This is a genomic window from Fodinibius salicampi (genome assembly GCF_039545095.1).
Classification (GTDB): Bacteria; Bacteroidota; Rhodothermia; order Balneolales; family Balneolaceae; genus Fodinibius; species Fodinibius salicampi.
This window is the reverse complement of the sequence record NZ_BAABRS010000003.1, coordinates 64,123-84,036: the sequence shown is the minus strand read 5'-3', so window position 1 is coordinate 84,036 and position 19,914 is coordinate 64,123. Positions and strand designations below refer to the sequence as shown.

Genomic DNA, 19,914 nt, shown 5'->3' with positions numbered 1-19,914 from the left:
AAATCATATAAATGAAACATTCCTTTTCTTTACTTCCGTGCTTTGTTCTATTGGTTACTTCATTCCTTATAATGTCTTGTTCACAGCGTTCAGGCCCGCCAAAAGTATTGGTTTTTAGTAAAACGGCCGGCTTTTACCATAATTCTATACCTGATGGAGTAGAAGCTATTCAAAAACTGGGAGAAGAAAACGGCTTTGAAGTCGATACAACAACCAGCGCTTCTATGTTTACCGAAGATACCTTAAAGCAGTACTCGTCCGTAGTATTTTTGAGTACTACCGGTGATGTTCTTAATAAATATCAGGAGGCTGATTTTGAACGCTATATCCAGGCCGGCGGAGGCTATGTGGGTATCCATGCCGCTGCTGATACAGAATATGAGTGGGGATGGTACGGACGAATGGTTGGCGGATACTTTTTGGATCATCCCGGTATAAATGATCCGCATCCGAATGTACAGGAGGGCACGCTGCACGTGGAAGACTCTACCCATGCATCAACGGAGTTTTTGCCGAACCCCTGGCAGCGAACGGACGAATGGTACAGCTACAAGGAATTCAATGATAAGGTTAATGTTCTTTTAACCATTGATGAAGACAGTTATGACGGCGGAGCTGATATGGGATACCATCCGATGGCATGGTATCACGAATATGACGGGGGTCGAGCATTTTATACGGGACTGGGTCATACCAAAGAGTCATTCACGGAAGATCTTTATTTGGATCATATTTTGGCAGGAATCGAATATGCGATTGGAGAAAATAATATGCTGGATTATGATGAGGTAACAACACACCGGGTTCCTGAAGCAAATCGGTTTTCTAAAACCCAGCTGGTTGGAGGGGAATTTTTTGAGCCGGTGGAAATGACTATTCTTCCAAATCTGGATGTATTGATTGCCCAGCGGCGTGGCGAAATACTATTGTACAGCAATCAGGATTCAACGCTGAGCGAAGTGGGCTATCTCGATGTGTACTGGAAAACTGATGAACCCAATGTAAATGCAGAAGAAGGATTACTCGGCATCAAGGCCGATCCCAACTTCGAAGAAAATAATTATGTATACGCTTTCTACAGTCCGGCCGATACGTCGGTGAATCGCCTGTCGCGCTTTGTATTTGATGGAGATACGCTTACCTCCGAAACAACTATATTAGAGTTTTATTCTCAAAGGGATATCTGTTGCCATACCGGTGGTTCCATCGCTTTTGACAGCGATGGGTTGCTTTATCTTTCGACCGGCGATAACTCTACTCCCTTTGACCAGCCTGATCAGCCATATACGCTGGATGGTTATGCGCCGCTAGATGAGCGGGAAGGATTTAAGCAATATAATGCCCTCCGTTCGTCTGGAAATGCAAATGATTTGCGCGGGAAAATTTTACGTATTCGAGTGAATGAGGATGGCAGCTATGATATTCCAGAAGGGAATTTATATCCCCCGGAAAAAGAAGGTACCCGTCCCGAAATCTATGTGCAGGGGAACCGAAATCCTTACCGAATATCCGTCGATCAGAAAACAGGTTACCTCTATTGGGGCGAAGTAGGTCCGGACGCCAGAAACGACAGTCTGGATACGAGAGGGCCTAAGGGCTATGATGAGATCAATCAGGCCAGAGAATCCGGATTTTTTGGCTGGCCGATGTTTATCGCTGATAACCAACCCTATCGACGATACGATTATGGAACCGGTGAATCTGGGGAAGCCTTTGATCCGGATAACCCCCGCAATTTATCTCGGTATAACACGGGTATAGAAGAGTTGCCTTCGCCCGAGCCGGCGTTTATCTGGTATCCTTATGATGAATCCGAGGAATTTCCTCAAGTAGGTACTGGTGGACGGAATGCAATGGCAGGACCCGTTTACTACACGGATATGTATCCGGAGGAAACTCGACTGCCTGAATATTTCGACGGTAAGCTGTTTATTTATGAATGGGTCCGTGGTTGGATTAAAGTAGTAACTATGCAGCCTAACGGAGATTATGATAAGATGGAATCTTTCATGGCAGAAACAGATTTTAGTGCTCCCATTGATATGGAAGTTGGTCCAGATGGCCGAATCTATATACTTGAATATGGCAGCGGCTGGTTTGCACAGAATGAAGATTCAGGCCTTTCACGAATCGATTTCAATGCCGGAAACCGTGTCCCGGTCATACAAAATATTTCCGTGAATAAAACTTCCGGCACATTACCGCTTGATGTTGTAGCTACTGTGGATGCCAGCGATCCCGAAGGGGATCCATTGAGTTATACCTGGAATTTCGGGGATGGGACAACCAGCGAAACGGACGAGCCCACAGTAGAACATACATACGAGGAAATAGGAGAGTATGATATCACGGTAGAAGTCAACGACGGGCAGGGTCATATGGAAACAAGCAGTCCCGTTTCGGTATATGCAGGTAATGAGGCACCTGAAGTTCATATAGAAGTTGAAGGAAACAGCACTTTTTACTTCCCCGGGCAGCCGGTTTCATATTCAATTCGCGTAGTGGATGAAGGCGACACATTGTCTTCGGATGCACTCTCAAATTTATTTGTGTCTGCAAATTATGTTGAAAGTGATGAGCTTACCGAAGCTTCTGAGGGCCATCAGGAAGCTACCGAAACGATGAGCGGCCGTAGCCTTATCGATTCCTATAACTGTCAGGCATGCCACTCGGTGGACTCAGAATCCATTGGTCCTTCTTATACAAGTGTTGCTGAGAGATACCAGGATTCAACAGATGTTGATTCTTATTTGATCGATAAGATCATTAATGGAAGTTCTGGTGTATGGGGAGACCGGGCAATGCCAGCTCACGGCAATCTCAGTGAAGCGGATGCTCAGCGAATTGTTTCCTGGATTATGTCATTGGCCGGTGAAGGGGAAGCTCAGGAGTCGCTACCCGCAGAAGGAGAGATCCAATCGACACTGGGTGAAGAACCTATCCTCAACGGCGTGTTGGTGCTTTCTGCCAGCTATACGGATGAAGGAAGTGCTGATACCAAGCCATTAACAGGCAATGCCAGTGTTTCATTGAGGAATAATAGCGTTGATTTAGGCACAGCTTCAGAATTGGAAGGTTACTCTTCTATGACTTTTGGAGGTAATTATTTATTAATAGCTCCTCAGGATGAAGGTTCCTTTAGCTTGGGAAATATTGATCTGAGTGGAATATCTTCTGTTCAGATGATGACAGTTACCCAGCAGGAAGTAGAAGAGGAATATCAATTTGAACTTCGACTGGGTGGTCCTGATGGTAAAAAAGTGGGTGAAGGCATTAGAAATAATGTTGGACAACAAACCGAGCAGGGTGTGTTTGTAAGTCCTTTAACCATTGTATTAGATGAAGAGGCGATAGGTGGATCCGGGGAGCTATATATCGTGAGTCGTCCCGTTGAAGAAGAAGCCTCCAGCCAAATTATTTTATCCGGAATTACTTTTCAAAACGAATAAAGGTAGTTTTTTCATGAATAACTGGCTGTACTGAGTTTTTAAAAATTTGGTACAGCCGGTTTATATCCGGATTGGTTTGTGTTACGGTTACTGCCGGTGAAAAGTAGTTAGGGAGCTGGCTTTTTTATTGCTAAAAGTTATGGCTCGATACCCTTATATTCAGTAATGATTTTTAAAGAATATATCTTTTCCTGGATTTACCTGACTGCTGTCCCAGCTAATGATCGACTCTAAAAAAGAGACGTTTTTTATTATTTTTTCACTTTGGCTCTTGGTATTTGCCGCCAGTAGCCAAATAATGATCATTGCCCCCATTCTACCCCGCATTAGCGAGCAGTTGGCCGTTTCCGAAGCTTTGTTAGGTACATTGGTAACTGCTTATGCTGTTATGGTCGGCCTGTGTGCTCTAATAACGGGACCCATATCCGATAAAATAGGTCGCCGCAAAATACTGCTTATTGGAACGGGCATGATGGCTGCGGCACTTTTGTTGCACGGCCTGATTACAAATTACCTGAGTTTCCTGATTGTACGAGGGCTGGCAGGTGCTGCTGGCGGTATCCTGAGTGGATCGTCGGTATCGTATGTGGGTGATTATTTCCCTTACCACCGGCGCGGTTGGGCAAATGGATGGATAATGAGCGGTATTGCTATGGGACAAATCCTGGGGATCCCCATAGGAACGGTACTTGCCGAATATATGGGATTTCGCGCTCCGTTTCTAGCTTTCGCGGGGCTCATGATTGTAACCTTTTTGCTAATTTGGCTAACGGTTCCCCAACCCGATGTGAAGCTGCAGAGAGCCAGAATTACGGCCTTGGGCGCAATACGAAAATATTTACTGATGCTGCAAAAACCTGCAATCCTAGCGGCAGCGGGCAGTTACTTTTTAATGTTTCTGAGTATTTCCGTTTATGTAATTTTTCTTCCGACCTGGCTGGAAACCACTTTCGCAGTATCCGGCAATGAGATTGCCACGCTCTTTTTTGCGGGAGGTATTGCCAATGTAATGACAGGCCCACAGGCCGGCAAGTTATCGGATAAATGGGGCCGAAAAAGTATTATAATATTTTCTTGTTTGGGGCTGGCTCTGGTCATGATATTTACTACGTTTTTGGTGCAGTCATTTTGGCTGGCCTATCCCCTGTTTTTTGTTACGATGATGCTGGTTGCAATGCGAATAAGTCCATTTCAAGCTCTAACAACTGAGTTAGTTTCAGCGGGTAAGCGGGGAACGTTGATGAGCTTACTGGTAGCGATTGGACAGGTTGGATATGGCCTTGGTGGTTCTATCGCCGGTCCGGCTTATGTATGGAAGGGATATTTCAGTAATACGTTAATCGGTGCCGTTATGATTTTTGGTATGGCTTTCCTGGTTTGGAGATACCTGCCCGAACCGGAATTAGAGGAAACAGGTAGTTAAACATTCATTTCATTTGTTGTATAGGATTGGCCCGGATAAATAGATCAAAATGTTTAAAAACGGCTGACAATTGTTTGGACCTGCCGGGCATAACTTCCTCCGAATAGATTGGTATGCACCAGCAGGGGATAAAGATTGTAGATATCCTTGCGATGTTTTAAACCCGACTGTAGGGGATATGCTTCCTTGTAGGCACGGTAGAAACACCTCGAAAACCCTCCAAAAAGATGCGTAAATGCCAGCTCTATTTCCCTATGACCGTAATAGACTGCTGGATCAAATATTGTAGCCCGACCTTGGTTATCATAAAAATAGTTGCCTCCCCACAGATCTCCATGCAGCAGGCTGGCCGGCTCCTCTGGAAATATATCAGGCAGCTGTTTGTACATAGCTTTGAAGTGGGCGATTGTTTCGGAACCGAGTTTATGAGCATCAGAAGCCATGCGTAGCTGTGGCTCCATGCGTTCGTTGATAAAAAAGTCGATCCACTCTTTGTGTTGTTGGTTTGATTGGGGTAATTTTCCAATATAGTTATTGTGGTTGAGCCCGTATTTTTTGGCCTGATGCTTATGTAGTGCGGCCAGCTGGCGACCAAAATCTTCCGCTGAATGGTCAATGGAACGCCCCTCTGAAATATATTCCATGGCCAGGTAGCCGGTATCATCCGTTGTCTTTCCCACGGCCAGGGTAGAAGGAATCCGTAACTTAGTGTCAGCTCCCGCCAGCAACTTAAGTCCCCGTTTTTCTTTAACAAACATATCGGGATCAGCCGAGGTATTCCATTTTAGGAAGCAGCTTGTACCGTCAGAGAGGGTGAGTTTGGCCGCTCGGTTGATACTTCCACCGGAAACTGAGTGAATATTATCAATTTGTGCGCCCAATTTTTGCCGTAATTGTTGTCTGATGGCGTCGGGAATCATGATTGCTGTATGTGTTCCTCCAGTTCATTCAAAAGTTCTTCACAACTTCTTTTAACGATCTGGAAAACGTTTTCAAAGCCGTCTATACCGCCCGCGTAGGGATCGGGGACCTGTCCGTCGCCGGGTTTAGAATCATAGTCACGCATGCGGCCAACCTTATCCTCATGCTTGTCGGAAGCTAAGCGCATAATATTTGCGTAATTGCTATCATCCATGGCAAGAATCAGATCGAAAGAATCGAGATCAGATGCACGAAACTGGCGTGCTTTGGAGTGCAAGGCAACCCCATGTTTTTTAGCTGTACGCTGACTATTACTGTTTGCGGATTCTCCTACATGGTAAGCTGAGGTCCCCGCCGAGTCAATTTCAAAAAAGTCAGAAAGACCTCGTTCATCCACCAGATACTGAAAAATGCCTTCAGCCGTGGGACTTCGGCAAATATTCCCCAAGCAAACAAAACATACTTTGTAGGGATTGTCTTTTGTTATTAGCTTTTCTATGGTTAAATCCATGGTATTTTCAGACATCAAGAGTTATTAAATATTCATACTTCGCAAAGAATAACGGAAAGCCCGTACATATTAAAGTTTTTAGCTCATAGATTTCATTTTCTAACTTGCAAATGGGTCAGTCAATGCTTTTAATAGTTCGCTACCGGAGAAAAAATGTTTTTCAGATATGAATTGATGGACTAAGACTTGTATCTTTGAGGCTAATTTAAAGTGATGAATATTTTATTTCTATATCAATAGCTGCGGGAAAGTGGGCAAAAAATGATATATTGTCTGCTTTCAAAATAGAAACTGAGCACGAACAATGTTTTTATGAGTAAACAGTTCGAAGAAGTTAAAAAGCTAAATTTTTCAAAATTAGAAGTAGAAACCCTCAAGTGGTGGAAAGAGCAGAATATTTTTGAGAAAAGTCTTTCTACCCGAAGCGAGGGTATCCCTTTTACTTTTTATGAAGGTCCGCCTACGGCTAATGGTAAGCCGGGCATCCATCACGTGATGGCCCGTACGGTCAAAGATATGTTTTGCCGCTATAAGACATTGAAAGGCTTCCGTGTAGAGCGAAAGGCCGGCTGGGATACTCATGGATTGCCCGTGGAAATTGAGGTAGAAAAGGAGTTGGATCTTGAAGGGCGTGCTCAGGTTGAAGAGTATGGAGTAGCCGAGTACAATGAGAAGTGCCGTAAGAGTGTTCTTAAATACAAGGATCTGTGGGACCGGTTAACGGAACGCATGGCCTACTGGGTAGATCTCGATGATCCTTATATAACTTTCGATAATGATTATATCGAATCGGTTTGGTGGGCTTTTAAGACCCTGTATGAAAAGGATCTCGTCTACCAGGGGTATAAAATTCAGTGGTATTCTCCTGGGAGCGGTACGGTTTTGTCCTCGCACGAAGTGAGTCTGGGATATGAGGAAACGCAGGATCCTTCTATCTTTGTGAAGTTTCAAGTGGGCATGGCACAAGATGTGTACTTTCTGGCTTGGACCACGACCCCATGGACAATTATTTCCAACATGGCGCTGGCGGTCAATCCCGTTTTGGATTATGCCAAGATTAAGTTATCCGAGGGAGACCGAACCGAGTATTATATTTTGGCCAAAGATTGTATTGAAGAGGTTATTGACCATGATTACGAGATTATAGAAGAATATAAAGGTAAAGAGCTTATTGGATGGACCTACGACCCGGTTTTTGACTATGCGCTGGAAGAGTTTGACCGTTCGGAGGCTTGGCGCGTAGTTCCTGCAGACTATGTAACGACTGAAGAAGGAACCGGAGTGGTTCACACCGCACCTGCTTTTGGTGCAGATGACTTTGAGACGGGAAAAAAGAATGATATCCCCATGTTTAATCCTATTGATGAGGATGGCCGGTTTACCGATCAGGTACCCCAGTTCGAAGGAGAGTGGTTTAAGGATGCCGATAAGGAAATTTCCAGGACTATTAAAGATAAGCATCTGATGTACAAGCACGAGACTTATGTACACAACTATCCCTTTGATTGGCGTAAAGGCACGCCCCTGATGTCTTATCCAGTAGAGTCGTGGTTTGTGGAAACCACTGAAGTCAAGGATAAGATGGTGAGCTCAAATAAAACCATTAACTGGAAACCCAAAAGTACGGGCGAAGGACGATTTGGAACATGGCTGGAAAATAATGTGGATTGGGCCGTTTCGCGGCAGCGTTACTGGGGATCACCTATCCCGATCTGGGTTAGCGATAAAAATCCTGATCATGTTGAGGTGATCGGCAGTATTGAGGAACTAAAAAAGAAAGCCGGTCTTTCAGACAGTAAGGTAATTGATCTGCATCGCCCGTATATTGATGAAATAACATGGGAAGGTCCTGATGGGGGTACGATGCGTCGAATTCCGGATCTGTTGGATGTTTGGTTTGATTCCGGATCCATGCCTTTTGCCCAATGGCACTATCCGTTTGAAAATAAAGACAAATTTGATAAGAACTTCCCCGCCGACTTTATTGCCGAGGGTGTTGATCAAACCCGCGGATGGTTCTATACGCTCCATGCCCTGGGAACGATGCTGTTTGATCAGCCTGCCTATAAGAATGTGGTAGCTAATGGCTTGGTACTCGATGAAGACGGCAATAAAATGAGTAAGTCCAAAGGCAATGCTGTTGAGCCTTTTGATGTGATTCAGCGCTATGGCGCCGATACGGTTCGCTGGTATATGATGAGTAATTCTTCTCCTTGGGAGAATTTGAAGTTTAGTGAAGATGGCTTGCAGGAAACACAGCGAAAATTCTTTAATACGATCGTCAATACGTATTCCTTTTTTGCGATGTATGCCAATATTGATGGGTTTACGTATTCTGGTACGCCTATTCCGGTCGGCGATCGTCTGGAAATGGATCGTTGGGTCATATCTCGTCTTAATACGACGGTAAAGCTGGTAGATGAATATCTTGATGAATATGAGCCAACAAAGGCGGCGCGGACAGTCGAAGACTTTGTGGAAGAGCTCAGTAATTGGTATGTACGGCGCAATCGGCGTCGTTTTTGGAAAAAAGGTAAAAGCCTGGACAAGACGGCCGCCTATCAGACGTTATATGAATGTTTGGTAGATTTGGCGAAACTGATCAGTCCCATTGCACCCTATTTAGGGGAATGGCTGTACCAGCGGCTAAATGAAGTTACCGGATATGATGAAGAATCAGTTCATATTTCTTTTTATCCGACCGTCGAAGAAACAGCTATTGATAAGCAGCTGGAACATCGCATGGATCTGGCGCGTCAAATATCATCGATGGTACTGAGTTTACGTAATAAAATTGAAATTAACGTACGACAGCCGCTGGAACGCATTATTCTTCCTATCGACGATGAAGATGAACGTCAGGCAGTGGAATCTGTCAAGGAGATAATATTGGATGAAGTTAACGTTAAAGGTATAGAATTTGTTGATGATGATTCCGGTATTGTGCATAAATCAGCGAAGCCCAACTATCCGAAATTGGGCAGCAAGCTGGGAAGTAAGATGAAGCCTGTTGCTGCTAAAGTTGATGCATTATCGGATGAGCAAATTACTGAATATGAAGAAACCGGATCTATAGAGCTGGATCTTGGTGATGATGGAATTGTTCAGTTGGGCAGTGATGCATTAATTATAAATCGAACGGGCTTAGAGGGCTGGTCTGTTGAGACCGAGAAAGGCCTAAGTGTAGCACTTGATACTGAGCTAAGCCCGGAACTTGTTCAGGAAGGACTGGCCCGGGAGTTTGTGAATCGTATTCAGAATATGCGTAAAGAAGCCGATTTTGATGTAGTCGATCGTATTGTCATTGGCTTTGAAGGCTCCGATCAGCTTGAAGATGCGGTTCAATCAATGAAAGATTATATCAAAAGTGAAACATTAGCTGAAGATATTGCATCCGAAGAACTTGATGTTTCCGATTTTGTAAAGACTTGGGAAATCGGTGAAGAGGAGTCCACTATTTCCATCCGGAGAAACCCTAAATAAGAAAGTGAGTCAATTATGGCATCTGAAAAAAAAGACACCAACGAAAATACAGAACGCGTATCTCCTTATTCTGATGAAGAGTTAGAATATTTCAGGGAGATTATTGAGAAAAAACGCCAAGAAGCAAAAAAGGAGCTAGAATCTCTGCAAAGTACCCTGCGCGACAGCATGGAAAATGCCAGCGACGAGTCGGCTTATTCATTCCATATGGCTGATGCAGGAACAGATGCTCAGGAGCGGGAAAAAACATATATGCTGTTTAACAGAACGAAAAAGTTCTTGCGTTATCTGGACAGGGCCCTGGAGCGTATCGATAACAAAACTTATGGAGTTTGCAAGGTTACCGGCGAGAAAATTGCTAAAGGACGTTTAGAAGCTGTTCCACATACTCAGTTAAGTATTGAAGCAAAGCTGAAGCGTAAATAAGTTACAAAGGTCTAAGTTTTTTCCGTTTGAATAATAAAAAAATAACAGCACTTGCTATCCCCGCTTTGTTGGTGGTGGTTTTGGACCAGCTGAGTAAGCATTGGATACGTCTTTCGCCGGAATGGCAAAACTGGGAACTTATACCGGGTTGGCTGGCCTTCCACTATACTCAAAATCCGGGTATGGCCCTTGGAATGCAATGGGCCTCCACTGAGGTTATAAGTGTTGTAGCTATTATCGCTACACTAAGTATCTTAGGTTATGTAATATATAATCGACATAATGCCAACAGGGGCTACCTCTTTTGTATGGGATTAATTTTAGGAGGGGCCTTCGGTAATATTATCGATCGACTGGTGATGGCTAAAATAGGTCAATACGGGGGCGTTTTAGAGGGGCACGTAGTGGACTTTATTCATTTCAATCTGGAGATCGGCGGATTTGCTGTTTTCCCCTATATATTTAATGTAGCTGATATTGCTATTAGTACGGCAATTATTTCAATGTTGGTTTTTCACCAAAAAGTTATGCCGGTAGAAGAAAGCAATAAAAAACTGGAAGGGGATGAATTTGAAGATGAAGCCTCATCGATCCAAGCCCCTTCAGATCTATAACTAGCTATCTCATTTTTCATACATCCAGAGATGGATGGAGTAATAGTTTGCTTTCTTACTGGTTCTTGATCCGGTTATGATAGCCTTCCTTTATTTATTAACCCCAAGAGTGAAGAATAACTTTTACATCATCCTAATGCTCGACCTCGTACCTGGGTTAACAAATTGTTATGCTACATCTGTGAAGTAGAATATGCGTTGCTGTCTGGCTTTAGCTTCTTGTGATTCTACTTCTATGCGCAGTATCTCCTCGCTTTCGTAATGAATTTTTTTCTAAAAGAAAGACACTTCATAGATTGAAAGGTTTCGCAGGGGTGTATTTTATACTCTGTTCAATAAAAAGAGCGTTTTTGAACAATTAATTTGCTTTTAATTAAATATTAATTTTTTTTAATAAAAGGCAAGAGGGGTAAAATAGTTTTAGATAACGGGTGGTAGCAGGGCATCAGTCATGAGTGATAATAGTCAGTTCACATTTTCTCAACAGATAGAGGAGTTCTTTAGCAGTGGAACAGTTATTTTATTTATCTGTGAAAGTACTTCGGAGTATCCTTTGCGCTCTATCAGTCATAATACAGAAGAAATCCTGGGATTTGAGCCTGAATACTTCTTAGATCGGGAGTATGGCTGGACCAATAGAATTCATCCGGACGATCGGGAAACCGTTTTTGAAAAATTCAGCAAAGTTATAAAGGAGGGAGGAAGTGCGATTAATGAGTATCGGTTTAAAAGAAGGGATAATACCTACATATGGTTACGTCAGGAGATAAAGCTGGTAAATAGCAAGAGCAAGAATGAAACGGTCATATATGGCTCTTCTTTTGAAATAACGGACCGGAAAAAAGCTGAAAAAGAGCTAAAAGAGAATAAAGAAGAATACCAGTCGGTTATTGAGCATATTAAAGATATAACTTATACGCTTGATGAAAAGGGGCAACTTGTATTTTTAAATCGGCAATGGTCAAATAATACAGGATATTCAGAAGACGTTTCCTACCAAAAACCGTTATGGGAATTTGTCCACGAAGAAGATCGTAAGCGGCTAAAGCTATTATTGAATGATTTGATTACAGGAAGAGAACAGGCATTTACAAAAAACTTTCGCTTCCTAAAGAAGGAAGGGGATACTTTTTGGTCTAAATGTTACGCCCGCCGTATTACTAATAATGAAGGGAAAATTATAGTTATTGGTACTATTATAGATGTTACTGAAGAGATTGCCCTTAAAGAGGAAAAAGAAAAGATTAACAAAGAATTAGAGAAACGGGTAGAGGAACGATCACTTGAGCTAGTTAAGGAGATAGAAAAGCGTAAAGAAGCTGAGCTCGAACTGCAAGAAAGATTAAAATACGAGCAGGCTATCTCAACATGTTCAGCCCTTTTATTGAAGAGTACAGATCCGTCTTCAGAAGTATTAAATAGAAGTTTGGAAGTCTTACGGGAAGTAACCGATACCGACCGAGTATATATTTATAAAAATATTGAGGAAGAAGGTAAACTCTATCTCGATCTTATTTCGGAGGTTACAAGTGAATCCGCACAGGAGGATATGCTGGATGAGGGGGCTCGGTTTAGTTATGAAGATGTTCCGTGGTGGCATAAACAGCTTTCTGACAATAAGGTTATTAATAAGAAAGTAAATGAACTTCCTGATAAGGAACGAAAGATTTTAGAGACCCAAAACGTAGAGTCGGTTTTAGTTATTCCGATAATAGTAAACGGGCAGTGGTATGGGTATATAGGTTTTGCGGATACTCATGACAAACGGAGATGGAAAGAAAGCGAAATCGGGCTTCTGAAAACAGCTTCCGATATTATTTCAGCTTACCAAAAGAGAAAATCAATAGAAGAATCATTAGTACAGCAACGGAATTATACAGAAACCATCTTAGATAGCCTCCCAAGCATTTATATATTAATGAATGATGATTTTGAGTTTGTACAGTGGAATAGAAATCTGGAAACCTATACTGGACTTAACAGTAAGGAGCTAAAGGAAAAGACAGCACTTGATCTCATTGCACCGGAGGATTATGAGGAGCTTAAACAGGCAACTCAGCGTATGATAGAGAGTCATCATACCGGCGTTGAATTACGTCTTAAAAATGAGTCAGGGGAATACGCACCCTATTTTTGGAGAGGATATTTTATCGATCTAAACAACCAAAAATATTTTTTGAGTGTCGGGGTAGATATAACAAAACAAAAAAACACACAGCAAGAGCTTATGGATGAAAAAAGATTAAATGAGGCGTTGATAGAGAGTCTGCCGGGTATTTTCTATATGTTGGATCGGGATGGCAATTATGTTCGATGGAACCGAAACTTCGTAAAACAACTGGGATATAGTCCTGAGGAAATCAGGACTATGACCCCGGCTGATTTTTATACAAAGAAAGAAGCAAAACGAATATTAAAGGCGGTAGAGGATGTTTATGCCGAAGGCGAACAGGAAATAGAAGCAAAAATAACAACTAAGGAGGGGAAAGAAGTACCTTATTATTTGACCGGTAAGTTATTTGTCCAGAATGACGAGGAATATCTGGTGGGAGTAGGACATGATATATCAGATCAGGTAGAGGCACGGAAAAAGCTAAAGAGGAGTGAAGAGTTATTCCGGAGTTTATTTTTAGAAGCCCCGGCCGCTATCGCTATGGTTGACCCCGAAAGTAGAGTACAGGGCATTAATAAAAGCTTCGAAAATTTATTTGGCTATTCGGAAGAGGAAGCTAAAGGGGAAAATATAAACAGCCTTATTGTTCCTGAGGAGAGTAAAGGGGAAGTTTCAAATATGTTTGAAAGTGGTAGCTTGAAAAATAACTTTCAACAGGAAGGTAAGCGACTGAATAAGAATGGAGATATTATTGATGTTTTTGTAGCGGGCATTCCTGTGCATGTGGATGGGGAACCTCTGGCAGGCTTTGGCATGTATATTGATATCACCGAACAGAAGAAATATGAGCAGGAGATCTATTCTTCCCTGAAGGAAAAGCATGTTTTGTTGCAGGAAATTCACCACCGGGTTAAAAATAATCTAGCCGTCATATCCGGGCTTCTGCAGCTACAGATATACGAAACGGATGACCCCAAGATCCGGGAAACGCTTAAAGAGAGTGAGGGGCGCATCCAGACGATGGCTCTTATACATGAAAAGCTATATAGCTCTAAGAGTCTTTCCAAAATTTCTTGTAAATCATATATTGGAGACTTGGCTGATACCCTAAAAGTTACGAACGATCTGGACAAGAATATCCAAATAGTAAAAGATATTGAAGATGATATTGAATTGAATATTAATTTAGCGGTCCCATTCGCACTTCTGGTAAATGAGGTAGTGACAAACTCTTTTAAACATGCTTTTAAAGAAAAAACGGATGGTAAAATTATCATTCAACTCCATCAGAAAGACGAGGTAGTACACGGGATGATCAGAGATAATGGTGTAGGACTTCCTGAAGGATTTGATATAGAAAAGAAAGAAAGCCTGGGGATGACTTTGATCAGAAATTTTATGCGGCAGTTAGAAGCCGACGGTGAGATGGGATCCGATAATGGAGCATATATTCGGTTTTCCTTTAAAAAAGAAGATGTCCATGGTTCATCAAGTTCAGGCTTACTAAATTCTGTGAGCTAATTTAGCAGGTATTTTACTGGCAGCCGTCCAAAATAGAAAAGTGATACTATTATGCTATTGCTATATAATCTTTAAGCTATTATTTATCCTTTAGCAGATGCGAGAATTCTTTTCTGAATTTCTTAAGTTTAGGGGCAATTACAACCGTGCAATAACCGGCATTGGGATTGTTTTCGTAATAGTTTTGGTGGTAATTCTCTGCTTTTGAATAGTTTTTGATGGGTTCAATCTCCGTTACAATGGGATCGGACCACAAGTCGGAAGCATCCGTTTTCTCCATGGATTTATGTGCTATTTGTTTTTGCTCCTCATTATGATAAAAAATGACGGATCTGTATTGGGGCCCGACATCTGCCCCCTGTCGATTTTTAGTTGTGGGGTTGTGTGTATGCCAAAAGACCTCCAACAACTGTTCGTATGTTACAACAGAGGGATCAAAAACAATACGAGTTACCTCCGCATGCTTGGTAGTACCAGACGAAACCTGCCGGTATGTTGGATCTTCAATTTCTCCTCCCGCATAGCCTGCTAAAACACTTTTAACACCCTTTACTTCTTCAAAAATAGCTTCAACACACCAAAAACAGCCCGCTCCAAAGGTTGCCTGTTCGGTGTTGGGCTGGTCGGACATATTATCTTGTTGCATTTCGGATAAGTTTTGTGCATTCAGGCTATATGCTGAGCAGATGAAAATAATGAAAAACAAAAATAATGTAAGCTTCCGCATATGGCTAAGGGATTAGTTATGAGAGTCTGTATATATAACAACAGTCAGGTGTTTTTTATTCCCTTTCATTCGGGATATTAAAATATTCTTATTAACTCGTTTTTACCGGATTAATTTTTAAATTATGGACGCAGAAGGGCAAAGAACACCTCTTTAGAACTAATTACACTAAAAATATTCGGATCTTTATTTCGCATGGGCTTGCAGGAGTACGGACAACCGAGATTGTTCTATTCGACCAATATATGGCTAAAAGTAAAAGTGAATCAGCGAGTTATACATCCCTGAATATCTTTATAGTGGACGACAGTGACTGGCATAATGTATTCCTGAGTAATCTTCTTGAACATAAAGGACATCGGGTTACCGTTTTTGATAATGGCTATATACTTTTAAGCCATCTTGAAAGGGTAAGGCCAGATCTAATAATATCTGATATTGAAATGCCCGCTATAAATGGATTAGAGCTTTATGAGAAAGTCAGGGAAAAAGAGAAAAAAGATAATATTCCGTTTTTATTCATTTCCTCACTTCAGGAGAAAGAAGCCTTAAAAAATATAGATAGCTTTCAATCCGGATTTTTTTTGAAAAAACCTCTGAAGGAGGATCTCTTATTACGAGCGATATCTGAAGCTTCTGTTAAATATTTGAGAAATAAATAGCAGTCAGTTACTTGTTAAAAATCTGCATATTTTAATAAGGGATAAGTTAAATTTTGGGAGCCTGTCGGGCATTAAAAAGAGTAAAAAAGAGAGATTATTTGAAACGAAAATATTCCGGAAATCCTTAGAATACCTTCACATATCTCAAATTAATAATAAATGAAAAGAGAATATGAAATATAGATTTCTTGGACGTTCCGGACTAAAAATTTCTGCACTTTCTTTTGGCTCGTGGGTAACTTTTGGTGATCAGATTGATGAGGATATTGCTTATAAATCTATGAAAGAAGCATACGATGCCGGTGTTAATTTCTTTGATAATGCCGAGGTCTATGCTGATGGAAAGTCGGAAGTGATGATGGGAAATATTATTCAAAAAGCCGGATGGAAACGATCAGATCTGGTACTTTCTACGAAGATTTTCTGGGGCGGAGAAGGTCCCAATGATCAGGGGTTATCCTTCAAACATATTAAAGAGGGAACGGAGGCCGCTTTAAAACGTCTTCAAACTGATTATGTGGATCTTATTTTTTGCCACCGTCCCGATAAGTTTACCCCGATAGAAGAAACTGTATGGGGAATGAATCAAATGATTAAGGAGGGCAAAGCACTTTATTGGGGTACCAGTGAATGGCCGGCCAACCAGATTCGACAGGCGTATGATATAGCCCGCCGTGAGCATCTGCGTCCCCCGCTGATGGATCAGCCGCAGTATAATATGTTCTGTCGTGAAAAGGTAGAACAGGAGTTCGCCCCCCTTTATGATGAAATTGGACTAGGGACAACTATTTGGAGTCCATTGGCCAGCGGCTTACTAACCGGGAAATACAATGACGGGATACCCAAAGGAAGCCGATTATCACTTGAAAAGTACGATTGGTTGCGGGAAAAGCTGCTTGAGACCGAAAGCGGCAGACAAAAATTGCAAAAGGTTGAGAGGCTGTCAAAAATAGCGGATAAAGCTAGTATTCCAATGCCACAATTTGCTTTAGCCTGGTGTCTGAAAAATCCAAATGTCAGTACGGTTATTACCGGGGCATCAAAGCCAGAACAGGTACGGCAAAATATGAAGGCTATAGAAGTGGTTGATAAACTGACGCCGGATATTATGAGCCAGATTGAAGAAGTATTGGATAATGAACCTGAAGAAGAGCCTAATTACCGCCGCAATTAACTAACGGAGGAGAGCCAATTTTTCGGCTTTCTTCTTTTTTATAATAGAGGTCTGTATACTTATTTTTACCAAAAAAGGAATAGCCTGCTATGCCTAAGCTAATTTTGTGCCGTTAGAAACGAATTTATCCGGTACTGCCAGTACCACCTCACCTTTATTCCGATAAAATCCCGTTATCAGGCATTCAGATCTAAAAGGACCGATCTGTTTCGTCGGAAAATTAACCACCCCTACCACCTGTTTACCTTTCAGTTCTTCTTTTGAATAGAGATCAGTAATTTGGGCACTGCTTTTAAGAATCCCAATCTCTTCTCCGAAGTCAACCCACAATCTATATGCGGGCTTATTGGCTTCAGGAAATGTCTTGGCTTGCATTATGGTGCCAACGCGTAAATCAACCTTCTTAAAGTCTTTCCAGCTAATAATATCGGTGTCCATTTTCTCTTTCCTAATATGATTATTACTTACTAAATAAGCTATTTAAAATGTAAAATATAAATACTAGTTACGATATTTCACCTATTTAATTAGAATAATGGTATAAATTTCTTATTCGCAAATTGCGAATCTTGATTTGTGATATAAGAATAGGTATACTCTTTTCTTATGAAAGAGCACAAAGGAATGCGACCCCAAGACATTGTTATACTACTGAAAATTATTGCCATGCGTGAACGCTCATGGTATAATAAAGATTTAGCCCGGGATCTGAATATCAGCGGTTCTGAGGTCAGTGAATCGCTGCACAGGTCTATGATAGCGGGTTTGATAAATAAAAAGAAAGAACAGGTATTTAAGAAAGATCTTATCGACTTTTTAGTGCATGGACTTAAATATGTTTTTCCTGTCAGGCCCGGAAGACTTGTAAGAGGTATGCCTACAGCTTATTCTGCCCCGGTTTTAAATAAAGAATTTGTTGTGGATGATCCCTATGTTTGGGCAGGCGGTGATAAGATTCAAAAAGGGGTAGCTATAAATCCGCTATATTCCACCGTACCAATGGCTTGCAAGAATGATGCTCTGCTTTATGATTTGCTAAGTTTGACGGATGCGTTACGCATCGGGGGAGGGGGAGAGCAGCTGATCAAAATTTTATCTAACAAAATATACGATACCATCGATTAATTCTATTCCGTGAGAAAAGGAGTATTTTGTCATTCAGCCGTATCTTTGTTCGTATCAAATATCCGAACTTTTCTATAAATATTTTATAAAAGAGTAGAACATAAAAAAGCCTGCTCCTTTTGAGAGAAGCAGGCTTAATATTTAATTGGATACAAAAATATATCTATTTGTAATCCAGGCTTCTTACGTTTGTAGCGCTTAAGCCTTTAGGAGTTTCTTCTACGTCGAATTCAACGGCTTCATCGTCCTCAAGCCCTTGATCGTATCCGAGATTTTCAACGTTATTTCTGTGGACGAAAACATCGTCGCTTCCGTCGTCAGGTTGGATGAATCCAAATCCTTTTTGTGTGTCAAAAAATTTAATCTTGCCTTGTGCCATGTCTTGTTTTGTCTTGTCTTTATGCACCTATGGCTTGGTCTTGTGAAAGGAGTTGGTTTTATACGCGTCTTTTCAAAAAATACACTCAGTAGGTGGGTAATTAATTATAACAAGCCAAGTTAATGTATATTAAACACAATTCCTATTATTATTTTACCCTTCTCTATAAACAACTGAATTAATATTCATGCCTGCACCAACGGAGGCAAAAACAAGAATATCTCCACCGGATATCGTATGATCTTCCATTTTATTCCTGCGCACTAAATCAAGCAGGGTGGGAATAGTTGCCACAGAGGAATTACCGAGCCATGAAATAGTCATGGGCATCATGTTATCGGGAGCTTCGGTAACATTATATAGCTTTAAAAGCCGTTTTAGGATGGCTTGATCCATTTTTTCATTAGCCTGATGGATCATGACTTTTGATACTTCCTCTATGTCAATATTAACCTTCTCAAGTGACCGCTTGACCACACCCGGCACATACTTCAGGGCATACTGATAGAGTTTATGTCCCTCCATTTTGAGATAAAGAGTATTATCGGCCTCTTCATTGAACGATTCATCCATGATGAGGTAATCGGCTTGGGGGTTCGTGTCTGAACGGGCTTCATGCGAGAGTATGCCCAATGGTTTTTCGCTTGATGTTGCTTCGAGAATAGCGGTCCCAGCTCCATCTGCATAAATCATGCTGTCTCGGTCGTGCGGATCACAAACCCGGGAAAGGGTCTCTGCTCCAATAACCATTATGCGTTGGGCATCTCCACTTTGAATATAATAATTAGCCTGTATGAGTCCCTGCACCCATCCGGGGCAGCCAAATGGAAGGTCATATGCAATACATCCGGGATTTTGAATTTCAAGTTTTTGCTTGACTCGAGCAGCTATAGAGGGAACCATATCAACCTTGGGATTATCAGCGCGGAGATCCCCAAAGTTATGGGCCACGATAATATAATCGAGTGATTCTTTATCTATGTCGGCATCTGTTAGAGCTTCTTGTGCAGACAGAAAAGCCATATCTGAAGTAAGGAGGTCGTCGGGTGCATACCGACGTTCCTTAATACCAGTAATAGCTTCAAACTTTTCAATAATTTCTTCGTTGCTTCGATCGTAGGGATTTCCGTTGGCATCCAGGAACGTCCGGTCTAAAAAATCCCTGTTGGATACAATATTGGGAGGGATATAGCTACCGGTTCCCGTAATTACAGCAAAGGATTGTTGTTCCATAGCTACTTAGTAGTAGAAAATTATTTAACTTTAATAATAAGAAAAAAGATAACCATTATGGATTATAAATAGAGCTTTTTATCAGTCGGTTATTTTCTCATGCAAAATGCTTGTAAGAGGAGATAAAAACCGTTAATTTAAGCGCCGCTTCAA

Annotated in this window: 15 protein-coding genes; 9 read left to right on the top strand and 6 right to left on the bottom strand. The window is 41.6% G+C overall.

Translation table 11 applies throughout. The features are described from left to right. Positions 1-71: 71 nt before the first annotated feature. Positions 72-3,449 (top strand): ThuA domain-containing protein, encoded by a 3,378-nt coding sequence (locus tag ABEB05_RS11505; RefSeq protein WP_265790281.1) that lies wholly within the window; start codon positions 72-74, stop codon positions 3,447-3,449. A 220-nt stretch (positions 3,450-3,669) separates the two neighbouring features. Next, complete coding sequence (locus ABEB05_RS11500; RefSeq protein WP_265790279.1) at positions 3,670-4,872, top strand: MFS transporter; 1,203 nt, start codon at positions 3,670-3,672, stop codon at positions 4,870-4,872. Between the two features lie 53 nt (positions 4,873-4,925). On the opposite strand, the gene ABEB05_RS11495 is transcribed toward ABEB05_RS11500, so the two are convergent. Then, entirely contained in the window at positions 4,926-5,792 is an 867-nt protein-coding gene (locus ABEB05_RS11495; RefSeq protein WP_265790278.1) for a fructosamine kinase family protein, read from the bottom strand. Beyond that, positions 5,789-6,319, bottom strand: a complete 531-nt coding sequence (locus ABEB05_RS11490; RefSeq protein ID WP_265790275.1) for a low molecular weight protein-tyrosine-phosphatase — start codon at positions 6,317-6,319, stop codon at positions 5,789-5,791. Before ABEB05_RS11490 ends, ABEB05_RS11495 begins: the two co-directional genes overlap by 4 nt. A 297-nt stretch (positions 6,320-6,616) precedes the next feature. On the opposite strand from ABEB05_RS11490, the gene ileS reads away from it, so the two are divergent. The 4 genes from ileS (at position 6,617) to ABEB05_RS11470 (ending at position 14,461) form a co-directional block, all read left to right on the top strand. After that, the gene (ileS, locus tag ABEB05_RS11485) at positions 6,617-9,787 is read left to right on the top strand and encodes an isoleucine--tRNA ligase (protein WP_265790272.1); all 3,171 of its coding nucleotides are present in this window, start codon (positions 6,617-6,619) and stop codon (positions 9,785-9,787) included. Positions 9,788-9,802: 15 nt separating this feature from the next. Beyond that, positions 9,803-10,213 (top strand): TraR/DksA family transcriptional regulator, encoded by a 411-nt coding sequence (locus ABEB05_RS11480; protein WP_265790270.1) that lies wholly within the window; start codon positions 9,803-9,805, stop codon positions 10,211-10,213. 26 nt (positions 10,214-10,239) lie between these two features. After that, positions 10,240-10,827: a signal peptidase II gene (locus ABEB05_RS11475; RefSeq protein ID WP_265790267.1), complete on the top strand. Its 588-nt coding sequence runs from the start codon at positions 10,240-10,242 to the stop codon at positions 10,825-10,827. A gap of 451 nt (positions 10,828-11,278) precedes the next feature. After that, entirely contained in the window at positions 11,279-14,461 is a 3,183-nt protein-coding gene (locus ABEB05_RS11470) for a PAS domain S-box protein (protein WP_265790265.1), read from the top strand. A 79-nt stretch (positions 14,462-14,540) separates the two neighbouring features. Here the strand turns inward: ABEB05_RS11470 and msrA are convergent, their stop codons facing one another. After that, on the bottom strand, positions 14,541-15,107 hold the full coding sequence (gene msrA, locus ABEB05_RS11465) for a peptide-methionine (S)-S-oxide reductase MsrA (RefSeq protein WP_265790263.1): 567 nt from the start codon (positions 15,105-15,107) through the stop codon (positions 14,541-14,543). A 326-nt stretch (positions 15,108-15,433) separates the two neighbouring features. On the opposite strand from msrA, the gene ABEB05_RS11460 reads away from it, so the two are divergent. Then, on the top strand, positions 15,434-15,850 hold the full coding sequence (locus ABEB05_RS11460; protein WP_265790261.1) for a response regulator: 417 nt from the start codon (positions 15,434-15,436) through the stop codon (positions 15,848-15,850). 172 nt (positions 15,851-16,022) lie between these two features. Then, positions 16,023-17,024, top strand: a complete 1,002-nt coding sequence (locus ABEB05_RS11455) for a potassium channel beta subunit family protein (RefSeq protein ID WP_265790259.1) — start codon at positions 16,023-16,025, stop codon at positions 17,022-17,024. A 93-nt stretch (positions 17,025-17,117) separates the two neighbouring features. Here the strand turns inward: ABEB05_RS11455 and ABEB05_RS11450 are convergent, their stop codons facing one another. Then, complete coding sequence (locus tag ABEB05_RS11450) at positions 17,118-17,462, bottom strand: tRNA-binding protein (RefSeq protein WP_265790257.1); 345 nt, start codon at positions 17,460-17,462, stop codon at positions 17,118-17,120. A 186-nt stretch (positions 17,463-17,648) separates the two neighbouring features. Here ABEB05_RS11450 and ABEB05_RS11445 point away from each other — a divergent pair, with 186 nt between their 5' ends. Continuing rightward, a complete protein-coding gene (locus ABEB05_RS11445) occupies positions 17,649-18,149 on the top strand; it encodes a hypothetical protein (protein WP_265790255.1) in 501 nt (166 codons plus the stop codon). Between the two features lie 163 nt (positions 18,150-18,312). On the opposite strand, the gene ABEB05_RS11440 is transcribed toward ABEB05_RS11445, so the two are convergent. Both ABEB05_RS11440 and ABEB05_RS11435 read right to left on the bottom strand, forming a co-directional pair. Continuing rightward, a complete protein-coding gene (locus ABEB05_RS11440) occupies positions 18,313-18,528 on the bottom strand; it encodes a cold-shock protein (RefSeq protein WP_265790253.1) in 216 nt (71 codons plus the stop codon). Positions 18,529-18,681: 153 nt separating this feature from the next. Then, on the bottom strand, positions 18,682-19,761 hold the full coding sequence (locus ABEB05_RS11435; protein ID WP_265790251.1) for a 3-oxoacyl-ACP synthase III family protein: 1,080 nt from the start codon (positions 19,759-19,761) through the stop codon (positions 18,682-18,684). Between the last annotated feature and the right edge of the window lie 153 nt (positions 19,762-19,914).

What these genes read in the sequence shown, in the direction of transcription:
- ABEB05_RS11440 (WP_265790253.1), bottom strand. Translation starts at nt 18,528, where the DNA reads ATGGCACAAGGCAAGATTAAATTTTTTGACACACAAAAAGGATTTGGA.
- ABEB05_RS11505 (WP_265790281.1), top strand. Translation starts at nt 72, where the DNA reads ATGTCTTGTTCACAGCGTTCAGGCCCGCCAAAAGTATTGGTTTTTAGT.
- ABEB05_RS11460 (WP_265790261.1), top strand. Translation starts at nt 15,434, where the DNA reads ATGGCTAAAAGTAAAAGTGAATCAGCGAGTTATACATCCCTGAATATC.
- ABEB05_RS11450 (WP_265790257.1), bottom strand. Translation starts at nt 17,462, where the DNA reads ATGGACACCGATATTATTAGCTGGAAAGACTTTAAGAAGGTTGATTTA.
- ABEB05_RS11495 (WP_265790278.1), bottom strand. Translation starts at nt 5,792, where the DNA reads ATGATTCCCGACGCCATCAGACAACAATTACGGCAAAAATTGGGCGCA.
- ABEB05_RS11480 (WP_265790270.1), top strand. Translation starts at nt 9,803, where the DNA reads ATGGCATCTGAAAAAAAAGACACCAACGAAAATACAGAACGCGTATCT.
- ABEB05_RS11500 (WP_265790279.1), top strand. Translation starts at nt 3,670, where the DNA reads ATGATCGACTCTAAAAAAGAGACGTTTTTTATTATTTTTTCACTTTGG.
- msrA (WP_265790263.1), bottom strand. Translation starts at nt 15,107, where the DNA reads ATGCAACAAGATAATATGTCCGACCAGCCCAACACCGAACAGGCAACC.
- ABEB05_RS11445 (WP_265790255.1), top strand. Translation starts at nt 17,649, where the DNA reads ATGCGACCCCAAGACATTGTTATACTACTGAAAATTATTGCCATGCGT.
- ABEB05_RS11490 (WP_265790275.1), bottom strand. Translation starts at nt 6,319, where the DNA reads ATGTCTGAAAATACCATGGATTTAACCATAGAAAAGCTAATAACAAAA.
- ABEB05_RS11455 (WP_265790259.1), top strand. Translation starts at nt 16,023, where the DNA reads ATGAAATATAGATTTCTTGGACGTTCCGGACTAAAAATTTCTGCACTT.
- ileS (WP_265790272.1), top strand. Translation starts at nt 6,617, where the DNA reads ATGAGTAAACAGTTCGAAGAAGTTAAAAAGCTAAATTTTTCAAAATTA.
- ABEB05_RS11470 (WP_265790265.1), top strand. Translation starts at nt 11,279, where the DNA reads ATGAGTGATAATAGTCAGTTCACATTTTCTCAACAGATAGAGGAGTTC.
- ABEB05_RS11435 (WP_265790251.1), bottom strand. Translation starts at nt 19,761, where the DNA reads ATGGAACAACAATCCTTTGCTGTAATTACGGGAACCGGTAGCTATATC.